The following is a 9,873-nucleotide window of genomic DNA, read 5'->3' as shown; positions in this document are numbered from 1 at the left end:
TGGAGCTAAGGGGATTCGAACCCCTGACCTTCTCATTGCGAACGAGACGCGCTACCAACTGCGCCATAGCCCCTGACCAGATGATAGTAGCACTACTCGGCCGCCCTTCGCCCGTCCGCGACCGTAAAGTAGCTCACTAAAGCCCGTGAGCCGTGGCGAACTCGGCCACCCGCGCGGCGAACGCCGCAGGCGCGTAGGCATACCAGTCTTCGGAGGCTTCCCTGGCTACGTCGCGTTCCCAGCCAGCACCCTGGAGCTCGGTGGCACCCCGGGTCCCCACACTGTCCTTCTCCCCGGCGATCGCCACGCGCGGCACCCGCACCTGCGCCGCCGCCTCGCGCTCATCGAGTCCGACCAGCCCAGCAAGATACGTCCCCATCTGCTCCGACGTCACCGCCGTCGGCCCCTTCCGTCGCATCACCGCGCCCACCTGCAACCGCATCGACTCCCCACGCCGCAACGCCAGCCTCGGCCCTGAAACGAAGACCCCGGCCACCCGGCCCGGGTGCTCGACCGCGTAATGGATCGCGGGAATCGCGCCGAGCCCTTCGGCTACCACGATCACGGGCTCTTCCAGGCCCATCATCGCCAGGTCGCGGTTGATGTGTGCGGCCATGGCGTGGCGGTGGGCGTCGGCGTCGGAACCGACGCGCGCCACGGCGAAGAGGTCGGGTGCCACGACAGCCCACGCGGGCGGCAAGTGGTCAGCGACCGGCCGCCATACCTCGGGCGTGTGGGCGTGGCCGTGAATGAAGGCGACGGCCGTCATGCCCGCCGGCGGTCGAGCAGCGCGTCCAGCGTGGAGCCACCGCCGAGCACGTCGGCACGGAACTCTTCATTGCCAGTCATGGCCGGTGCGAGGTTCGCCGCCTCGAGCGGCCCGTCCCCGATCCGCTCCCCCAGCCGGGTGGGGCGGAAGGGTACGTCGGCCACCGGCGCCTCGGGAGCCTCGTACGGCTTGACCGTGCGCCGCACCGCCTTCAGCGTGTAGGACGGCACGTCGGCGGGGCGCTCCTCACGTTCGACGACGTCGACCAGCGCACTTACGACCTTCGCCGGACGAGCCTTTCGGGCCGGGCGCGCTTCGACGGCGGGCACCTCCGCAGGCGCTTCCACGGCAGGCTCGGCCGCAGCCGCCTCAGCGGCACTCGCCGCGGCCACTTCATCTTCACCAACCTCAGCCTCGGCCGCCTCGACCTCAGCCAAGCCAACTTCAGCCGCTTCCAGCTCCGCCGCCGGTCGAGCTGCCACGTAGTCGCGAACACCCGCGCGCTTGGCCCGGCGCAACACCTTGTTGGCCTTGGCGATGCGCTCCTCGTCGGCGGTGTTGAGCACGGCCCAGGAGGAGACCAGGTAGCCGACACCGAGCAAGTAGAGCCCGCCGACCGCCGTCGCCGCAATGGCAAACCCGGGAGCGAGGGACGTCAGCCCGACCGCCACCCACAGCGCCGCGGCCAGGACCGCGAGCGCGGCGCCAGCCACGAGAGCGCGCTGCTGGTGAGCGCCACGGCGGGCGATGCGGGCGCGAGCACGTGAACGGTCGCGGGCGATGGCCCGCATCTTGGCTGCATCGGGACCACGGGTGCCGCTCGGCCGAGTAGGTGTGCTCATTGTTCGCTCCGTCGTAAAGATCCTGCCGTGATCGCCGCCCTCTTGGCGCAGGGTCCGTTCGGTGATGAGCCTCAGGTCTTCTGAGTAGCGCTCACCGATTGGCGCGTCCGCGAAAACGGCTCTCCTTCGGGTGATCTGGGGTATGACGTATGCCAGGAGGAACAGCGTTCCCATGGCGACAACTGCCCCTTCGATACCCATGGTCCAACGCTATGACGAAAGCGGGAAGGGCGCGGCGAACCGGCGCTGGTGTGTTGCCCGTATCCTTGGATTGGCGCCATCTGTAAGGAATTCAGACATCCTTCACATTGGCCACACCAGTCACGCCCGCCGGGCCCTCTGGCAGGCCTTCGGCGACCCCGGCTACCGCTCCCAGACGACGCACTCGAGCGTGTCACCCACCTGCACCGCCCGCTGCTCCTCCGGCACGATCGCCAAACAGTTCGCGGTGGCAAGCGCGGTCAGGAGCGGCCGGCCCGGGTCGCCAAGCGGCTCCACCCGGTAGCCCTCGTGCGGATTGCCGACGACGCGCGCCCGCACGAACTCTCGCAAGCCCTCCGGCGATTCCCATCCCTTTTCCACGACGGCGCGGATCGAGCGCCGGTTGATCGAGGAGTAGCCGGCCATGTGGCGAAGCGCAGGTCGGATGAAGACCTCGAACGCCGTCATCGCGGCCACGGGCGAGCCAGGTAGGCAGAACACGGTGGTCTCCCCTTCCAGGCGGCCGACCCCGAGCTGGCGGCCCGGCGCCATCGCCACGTTGTCGAAGCGGACCGTGCCGAGAGGGGAAAGCACCTCTTTGAGGGTGTCGCCGCCGCCGTAGGACAGGCCGCCGGTGGTGATGATGATGTCGGCGCGGACCAGCTGGTCTTCGAGCAGTTCGCGCAGCTCGCGCTTGTCGTCGCTCACGCCGCCCACGCGGAAAACCTCGGCGCCGGCATCGCGAATCGCGCTGGAGAGAGCGTGGGAGTTGGCATCGTAGATCTTGCCGCGGGTGGCGGGCATGCCGGGCTCTTGCAGCTCATCGCCGATGGCCATGACCACGACGCGCGGGGCGGGGTGGACCATGACGGTGGAGTGCCCGGCGGAGGCGAGCACCGCGACCTGGCGCGACCCGATACGCACGCCCGCCCGTAGCAGCACCTCACCGGCGGCAAAATCTTCGGACTGGCGGCGAATGTTCTCGCCTTCGCGCGTGCCCGCGAAGAAACGCACCTCGGCCCTGCCCTGGTCCGTGGCCTCGATCGGGATGACGGCGTCCGCCCCCGCAGGCAGCACCGCACCCGAGGAAATGCGCACGGTTGTGCGCTCCACCATCGCCGTGGGATCCACCGTGTCGGCACGGACCTCCTCGAGCATCGGCAAGGTGACCGGGTTGTCGCGGCTGGCGCCATCGACGTCGGCGACCCGCACCGCATACCCGTCCCGCGCCGCCAAATCCGCCTGCGGAACACCGACAAGGGAACGCACGTCCTCGGCGAGAACGCACCCCACGGCGTCGCCAAGCGCCACGGCAAACGGCGGCAGCGGCTGGGCCACCGCGAGGCATTCGGCAAGGTGGTCGGCAACAGACTTCATCGGGCCTCCTCTAGATTAAGACCAGTTTACCCAAGAGCGTAGCTTCGCCGGGCACTTCTTCCTTTCATGGAAGAATGGGGGCATGTCAATCTCCCCGTTGAGCATTCCCGACATCGCCGACGTCGAGGTCGAGGAAGCCAAGCAGGTCCTGCGTGCCGCGGTCCGCGAGCACCGCAAGCAGCGCTCAAAACGCAAGCTCGCCGAGCTGGCCGAGGTCTGGGTTCCCACAGTGATGGACTTCGTGGGCGAGCGTGAGCTTGTCGCGTGCTACGTGTCCACGAACGCCGAACCGTCCACCGCATTCGTCCTCACCGCACTTCACGACGCCGGCAAGCGCGTCCTCCTGCCCAAGCTCGGCCCGGGCCTTTCCCGCGCCTGGGGATACTTCGAGCCCGGTACGGAGCTGGTGAACATGGCGCCCGGGCGGCCGCCGGAACCCGAAGGCGAGGCCTTCGACAACTCGATCCTGGCGGGCGTGGACGCGATGATCCTGCCTGCGCTGGCGCTCTCGCGCAACGGCGCGCGGCTTGGCCAAGGCGGTGGCTGGTATGACCGGGCGCTCAAGCAGACGACCCCGCAGGCGGCCGTGGGCGCGATGATTTTTGCGGACGAGTTGCTTGACGTGTCGATCCCGCAGGACGACATGGACGTGCGGGTGCCATACGCCATCTTCCCCACCGAGATCGTCCCCACTGAGGCCGCGGGCCAGACTTTTCCACAGCATCTCTAACGGGGGTGCCATCCACATTTAGCCGATAACTCGGCGGTTTGCGCGGGGCGACTTGGCACAATCGGGTGCATGAAGATCACGCGCGCACCCTCCTCGTCCCGCACCACACCCATCCGGGCGCTCATGTGGCGCTGGAGGTGGGTGGGCATGGCCCTCTTCGCCGTCCTCGCGATCCAGGCGCTGCTGCCCGAGAAGGAGGAGCCGCCCGCGTTCGCCACCGTGGTGGCCGCCCGGCCGCTCTCCGGCGGGGAGCGCGTTCAAGACGGCGACGTGCGGGTGGTCAGCTTTACCGAGGAACTGCCCGACGTGGCACGAGAGGCTGAGCTGGTGGTCGGCGAGTTCGTGGTGACGCCCGTTGCCGAGGGCGCCCCTGTCTTCACGTCCAACCTGCTCTCCTCCGAATTCCTCGGGCGTGCGCCCGCGGGGACCGTGATCGCCGCGCTGCCCGTCGCCGACGCCGGGGGCCTCGCCATCCTCCAACCCGGCGTGACAGTGAACCTCTACAGCCCGCCCGACGAGTTCACCGACGGCGCCGCCACCCTCCTCGCCCGGGACGTACTCGTGGCCGGCATTGCCCACGAGAAGGGCACCAGCACGTTCCTCGGCACCACCGAGGACACGCGCGTGTTCTACCTGGCCGTCCCGGAAAACGAGATCCACAAAGTGATCGGGGCGTCCACGCGGGCGCCCCTGCACGCCGTGCTCTCCGGGCCCGCTAGCGGTTAGAGCTTGCCAAAATGTGGGGGTACTTCGTTCAGGATTTCCTGGTCGCGGGCACTGAGCCAGGGCGCGGGCTGCTTGGCCTTGCCCTTGGGATCGCGGGGCTTGTGGCTGGCTGGCTTGCGACCGGATGGGTGCTGCTCGCGCGCGGGCTGTTTGGCGTCGCTGGCGTGCAAAACCTCCTCAACCGATGCGAACTCACCTGCCGCGATCCGCTTCGCATCCACCTGCGAGACCATGACGACGCGGCGGGAGCCACGACGCCGCACCGGCTTACCCGCCTGGCTCACCGCGTCGTCCATATCAGTCATTATCGCCGCTTAGGAAGGGGTCCTCATCACCGAGATCTAGATCATCCGTCCGCTCTTCCACGATCTCATAGTCCACCGGGGCGAACAGGGGATCGTCGGGGGCCGTGGCCGGCTTTTCGTGAGCGGTCGGCTCCTCCTCGGTCATCTCCTCCACAGCCGGCTCGTCTACCGGTTCATCGGTCGGCTCGTCTGCCGGCTCATCGGCCGGTTCTTCGGCTACCGATCCAGGTGCCGGTTCGTCGACGCCGTGCTCCGGCTCTTCGCCGACGGTCACCTGGGACTCTGCCAAGGACTCCGGCTCGGCCACCTCCACAATTAGGTCCTGAGCGGGATCTTCGGACTGCTCGGCGGCGAGCTCAACCACAGCCACCTCTTCGGCAACCGGCTCGGCAGCCGTTTCAGCAACCACTTCGGCCGCGGCCTCAGGCGCCACGTATGCGGATGCCTCCACGGCCACGCCAACCAGGCCCGAGCGCCGGGCCACGTTGCGCAGGATCACGTCCACCTGCTCCCCGCGCCGGGTGATGCCTAGCTCGGAACGTAGGTCGTGGACGAAGTCATCCTCGCCGCGGACGAGGCCATCGGAGGCGATCCAGGCGGTCATGTCGTCGAGCTGGTCGTCGGAGTAGGCGGCCAGGCTAAGGCCCGGGACCACCTCGGGGCGAGGTCCGCGCGGCCGCGCCACGCGGACCGGCTCGGCATCAGCGCCCGTTGCCGCCACGGCACCGGCACCGATTGCCGCGCCCAACCCGATGCTCGTCGTCAGTTCGTCGCTGCGCTCGGGGTCGCGGACCGCAGTGCCGTCGTCGTCGACGATCGGGACCTGGACGGGCGCGCCCGGCGTGCCAAAGCTGGCCATGAGCAACGCCTCGATGGCGTCAGCCTGCCCGGCGGGATCGATGAAGAGGGAACTGGAGAAGGTTTGGAACACGGACCAGCCGTGCGCCTGAAGGGTCTCGATCCAGAAGCGGTCGCGGCGGCGCAGGGAGCGCTCGGCCACGTACGCCTCGTCATCGAGCACCACGGCCACGGTGAACCGGCCGTCCTTGCCCACCGCCAACGGGATGCGCGGGCACCCCTCGTAGCCGTAGTCGGCGCGAGTCTGCCAGCCGCGGGCGCCCAAGCGCTGGGCGACGTCGGCGAGGAGCGGGGTGACGGCGTCGTCGAAGGTGGCGCTGACGTCGGCGCCGGCGGAGTTCTCGATCAAGCGAGCGAGCAGCTTGGGGCCGGGCGTGGAGACGCGGCGCGTGTCGATATCACCCGGCCCGAGCGCGGAGATGATCGTCAGGTCGGAGCCAGCGGCGGCGATCGTGTCGATGAGGCCGGCCAGGCCGGCCGGGGTGGCGAGCGCGCCGAAGGTGTGCAGCACGCGCCCGTGCACGGTCTTGCCATAGCCGACCGAGAGGATCACGTGGTCGTAGCGCAGGCCGGCGGCCCGCGTGATGTCGGTGATGACGAAGTCCTTCAGCCGGTGCACGTCGCTCGAATCGGCGGCCACCAGCGCGTCGCGGATGCGGCTCGCGTGTAGCACCGACAGGGCGATCACGGCGAGGGTCTCCCCCGGGCGCGCCACCGCGTGCTCGATGACGGCGTCCACCACCGCCTCGACCTCCACCTGCGTGGACTCCACCGCGCCGTCCCCGGAAATCCCCGGAACACCACGCCCGTCCACGTAGATGAGCCGCGATTCACGGCTCGCACGCACGGACGGGATCGCCGAGAGCTCGTAGCCGATCTCCTTCAGCGCATGGGCCGACAGCGCGTCATGCTCGGCGCGCAACGTGGGCAGGGTGGCCACGGGCAGCACCTCGTCGAAGACCCGCACTGCCTCGGCGTCGGGCCGGCGCAGGTCGCTCACCACCACGGCCTGACGGCCGCGCATCATCGGGGAGATCAGCGGCGCCACCAAGTCGGTGGCCTCCACGAGTACCAGGTCCGCCCACGGCATCGGCGGGATGAACTCGGCCAGCACGTTCGGCGGGACCACCCACACGGGCCGCGCACTCTGCACGAGCCGGGAGTAGGTGGCAATCGCGTCACGCAGGCCGGACAGGCCCTGCTCGGCCAGGATCTCATCCAGGCGGAGCGTGTCCTGGCGGCGCGACTGCATCGCCTCACGCGCGTTATTCACCACCGCGCGTAGCACCGGCCCCCACAGGGTGCGGGTATGGGCGCGGTCGAGCTGGCGGAAACGGTCAAGGAGGCGGGTGAGGTCGCTCGGGCCGAAGCTGGCCACGGCCGGGGTGGTGCGGATCATCTCCTCGAAGACCGCGCTCGTGAAGGCAAGGTCAAGCTCGGCCGCGATCCTCGCTGGTGCCACCTGCCGGTTCGCTATATCCTCGATGAACTCGCCCAATCCACGCTCGCGCAGCGAGGCCAACGTGGCGTTGCGTTCGGGCAGGGTGGCCATGTGTCCGGCGTCGGCAACAAGCGCCGCGAGCCGAGCCTGCAGGGAGTCGAAGTCCATGTCGAGCAGCGACTCGCCGCCAAGGTACGACTGTAACGATTCCAGGTCGCGCTGCACCTCGGAGCGGGTGGCGCGGATCTGAGTGAGGCCGTCGGGGAGGGTGGGCCAGCCGCCCTCCGGGCTGTAGCGGCGCCACACCTCGCGGCGCTGCTGCACCTTGAGCAGCTCCTCGTGCAGAGTGGCCGTGGACTCGCCGGGCCGGACCATGTCGAGCGCCTGCTTGCGGTAGCGCCGCCGGTCGGACATCTTCATGGAGTGCCCGTGCGCCTCGCGCCACTGCTTGGGCGCGGTGGCGATCGCCAGGTTCATCGGCGAGGTCTCGAAGACCACCGGCAAGAACGTGTCGAGGGAGTCGGCGATGCCGTCGAGCACGTCGATCTGCTCGAACCATTCCCCGAGCGTCTTGGGTTGCTTCATCGCGGTTTCGCCCGCCGAGCGCGAGGACTGGCTGATCGCGGCGGGGACCGTGATGTCGTTGAGGCGCCGCACGGCGTCGAGCGCGCTCTGCCCGTCGGCCGCGTTCGAGATGGTCGAGCCCGCCCAAGCCGACCGCGAGATCGCCGGGTCGAACGCGCCAAGCTCGGCTGCCTGGTCGAGGTCGGCTGTGATCGCCTCGATCCCGTCGCGCTTCATCGCGGCCACGGCCGTCTTACCCAGGCGCACGCGCGTCTGCGGCGCGTCCGGCTTCGCCATGAGCCCGGCGAGCTTCTCCAGCAGGCCGTGGATGGACGTGCCCCAGTCCTCGTCCACGCGGTGCAGGTCGCCCACGAACGCCTCGAGCTGACGACGCGCGGAGACCAACTCGCCGCGCAGTTGCAGCGTGTCCTCGGTCGGCAGCTCTGGGGTGGCGAGGCGCAGACCGGTGCGGATCCGCTGCGGGACCTTTTCCACCGCCGAAAAATCAAGCACGAGGTCGCCAAGTCCGAGCCGCTCGAGCTCCGCGATCAGCTGGCGCCCCGAAGACAGCCGCGAGGGCACAACCACCACGGATCTCTTCGACGCCGCCGCATCCGCACAGATCGATGCCACGGTCTGGACTCGCTGCGAACCCGGCGGGCAATCCACCACGATCGACCGCCCCGAGGCCACCGCCTCCACCACGTTCAGCTCGGCCACGTCCAGGTCGCCCGCCCCGCGCTCGACCTCCGGCGCGCGATCCTCCTCGCCACCCGGGGGCAGTGGCGCCGCCGACAACCGGCGTGTCTCCTCATCCCCCGCCAGCGCCATCATGATCCCCGACGTCCGGATGTACGGCTCCATCGCCTCCAGATCGGCCAGCATGGTCCGCTCTGGGCGCTCGAAGCACCCGAGCAGCATCTCGTTTTCAAAGTCGAATCCGGGCAGGAAGTTCCGCCCATAGGCCGCGACCAGCTCGAGCACCTGCTCCAAGTCCATCGACGCCGCCGCGCCGGTCAGCTCCGCCAACTGCTCGGCCGTGGCCCCGTTCTCGCGCAGCGCCCGCAGATAGGCCGGGTTGATCATCGTGTGATTGAGCTGGCGGACGGCCGCGTCGCCTTCCTCGAACTCGATCGCCACGCTCCGGTACAGTGCCGGCTCCTTCACGACGACGGCCTGGCGCGGCTCCCTCTCCACCGCGCGCTCCTCGCCGGCGGGCTCGGCCGCCTGCACGCCTGCCTGTTCGTCAGAGCTGGCCCGGTGTGCGTCTGCCGGATCCTCGGCACGGGCGTCACCGGGGGTGTCGGCGTGAGCGGCACCATCGGCGTCGTCGGCCCTCCCGCCGAAGGTGGCGGAGGATTCCCCGTCGGTGTCCACAGACACGAGCGAGCCGTCGTTGTCGATGATGAACTCGCCCGTGAGCTCGGCAAATTCAACGTTCGTGGGGGCCGCGGGCGCCTCAGACTTCGGCACCGACGGCAGCTCGGACCACGTCAGCCGCCCCACCGACAGCGAGACCGGCGCGTGGCCATACATCTCCGAGATGCGGCGCGTGGTGGCTTGGAGCCGGCGCAGGTTGGCAAGCGCCTCGCGCTGGGCCACGTTCTCACGGATGAGCGACGTGATCCGCACCGCCGAGCCGGACGCGAAGGCCACCGCCCCGGTCGGGTGCGGGTGGGTCAAGTCAATGACACCGTTGGCCTCATCCGACGTGACCTCGTCCGCCTGCTGGGCGCGCGCTGCCAGCTCGGCATGCCAGGCGCGGTAGGCAGCGTCGAGGAGCTCCTCGCGGGAGCGGGTGGGCTCCGGCGCGGGGATCGCCGCTTCGGGCGCGGACTCCTCGAGGTCGGGGGCCTGCTCGGCCTGCTGAGCCTGCTCGGCAGGCGCCTGCGCCACCGCGGGCTCGTCGGCCTTCGGCTGGGACTTCTTACGCTTAAAGAAAGGACTCACTCTCTTACCGTACAGAGGACTGCGCCACTTCTGACAGACGCGCGCCGCAACCGCCCCGAGCCCCGCCACACGCAGATCGCGCGGACAACTGGTGAATCTGAGCCCGCAAA

General features: G+C 69.4%; 7 protein-coding genes and 1 tRNA gene. 2 read left to right on the top strand and 6 right to left on the bottom strand.

Translation table 11 applies throughout. The features are described from left to right. The 4 genes from HMPREF3174_RS01940 to glp all read right to left on the bottom strand — a co-directional run bounded on the left by HMPREF3174_RS01940 (nucleotide 1) and on the right by glp (nucleotide 3,189). Nucleotides 1-73 (bottom strand) — tRNA-Ala (locus tag HMPREF3174_RS01940). Nucleotides 74-136: 63 nt separating this feature from the next. Beyond that, entirely contained in the window at nucleotides 137-769 is a 633-nt protein-coding gene (locus HMPREF3174_RS01935; protein ID WP_070446579.1) for an alpha/beta fold hydrolase, read from the bottom strand. Then, nucleotides 766-1,812, bottom strand: a complete 1,047-nt coding sequence (locus HMPREF3174_RS01930; RefSeq protein ID WP_143602116.1) for a hypothetical protein — start codon at nucleotides 1,810-1,812, stop codon at nucleotides 766-768. The genes HMPREF3174_RS01935 and HMPREF3174_RS01930 overlap by 4 nt, the downstream gene beginning before the upstream one ends. Nucleotides 1,813-1,974: 162 nt before the next feature. Further along, a complete protein-coding gene (gene glp, locus HMPREF3174_RS01925) occupies nucleotides 1,975-3,189 on the bottom strand; it encodes a molybdopterin molybdotransferase MoeA (RefSeq protein WP_070447603.1) in 1,215 nt (404 codons plus the stop codon). 82 nt (nucleotides 3,190-3,271) lie between these two features. Between glp and HMPREF3174_RS01920 the strand changes: the two genes are divergently transcribed. After that, the gene (locus HMPREF3174_RS01920; RefSeq protein WP_062614120.1) at nucleotides 3,272-3,919 is read left to right on the top strand and encodes a 5-formyltetrahydrofolate cyclo-ligase; all 648 of its coding nucleotides are present in this window, start codon (nucleotides 3,272-3,274) and stop codon (nucleotides 3,917-3,919) included. 69 nt (nucleotides 3,920-3,988) lie between these two features. Next, nucleotides 3,989-4,645 carry an SAF domain-containing protein gene (locus tag HMPREF3174_RS01915; RefSeq protein WP_070447600.1) on the top strand — a complete coding sequence of 219 codons (657 nt, stop codon included), beginning with the start codon at nucleotides 3,989-3,991 and terminating at the stop codon, nucleotides 4,643-4,645. Here the strand turns inward: HMPREF3174_RS01915 and HMPREF3174_RS01910 are convergent. Continuing rightward, nucleotides 4,642-4,950 (bottom strand): hypothetical protein, encoded by a 309-nt coding sequence (locus HMPREF3174_RS01910; RefSeq protein ID WP_148132144.1) that lies wholly within the window; start codon nucleotides 4,948-4,950, stop codon nucleotides 4,642-4,644. The two genes, HMPREF3174_RS01915 and HMPREF3174_RS01910, sit on opposite strands and share 4 nt — an antisense overlap. Continuing rightward, nucleotides 4,943-9,763 (bottom strand): hypothetical protein, encoded by a 4,821-nt coding sequence (locus HMPREF3174_RS01905; protein WP_148132143.1) that lies wholly within the window; start codon nucleotides 9,761-9,763, stop codon nucleotides 4,943-4,945. Before HMPREF3174_RS01905 ends, HMPREF3174_RS01910 begins: the two co-directional genes overlap by 8 nt. Nucleotides 9,764-9,873 lie beyond the last annotated feature (110 nt).

The sequence above is a fragment of the Trueperella sp. HMSC08H06 genome (assembly GCF_001808465.1).
GTDB lineage: Bacteria > Actinomycetota > Actinomycetes > Actinomycetales > Actinomycetaceae > Trueperella > Trueperella bernardiae.
This window is presented reverse-complemented; position numbering and strand designations above follow the sequence as displayed.

Bases quoted from the DNA above. Each gene is read 5' to 3' on its own strand.
- HMPREF3174_RS01935 (WP_070446579.1), bottom strand. From the start codon at position 769: ATGACGGCCGTCGCCTTCATTCACGGCCACGCCCACACGCCCGAGGTA.
- HMPREF3174_RS01930 (WP_143602116.1), bottom strand. From the start codon at position 1,812: ATGGGTATCGAAGGGGCAGTTGTCGCCATGGGAACGCTGTTCCTCCTG.
- glp (WP_070447603.1), bottom strand. From the start codon at position 3,189: ATGAAGTCTGTTGCCGACCACCTTGCCGAATGCCTCGCGGTGGCCCAG.
- HMPREF3174_RS01920 (WP_062614120.1), top strand. From the start codon at position 3,272: ATGTCAATCTCCCCGTTGAGCATTCCCGACATCGCCGACGTCGAGGTC.
- HMPREF3174_RS01915 (WP_070447600.1), top strand. From the start codon at position 3,989: ATGAAGATCACGCGCGCACCCTCCTCGTCCCGCACCACACCCATCCGG.
- HMPREF3174_RS01910 (WP_148132144.1), bottom strand. From the start codon at position 4,950: ATGACTGATATGGACGACGCGGTGAGCCAGGCGGGTAAGCCGGTGCGG.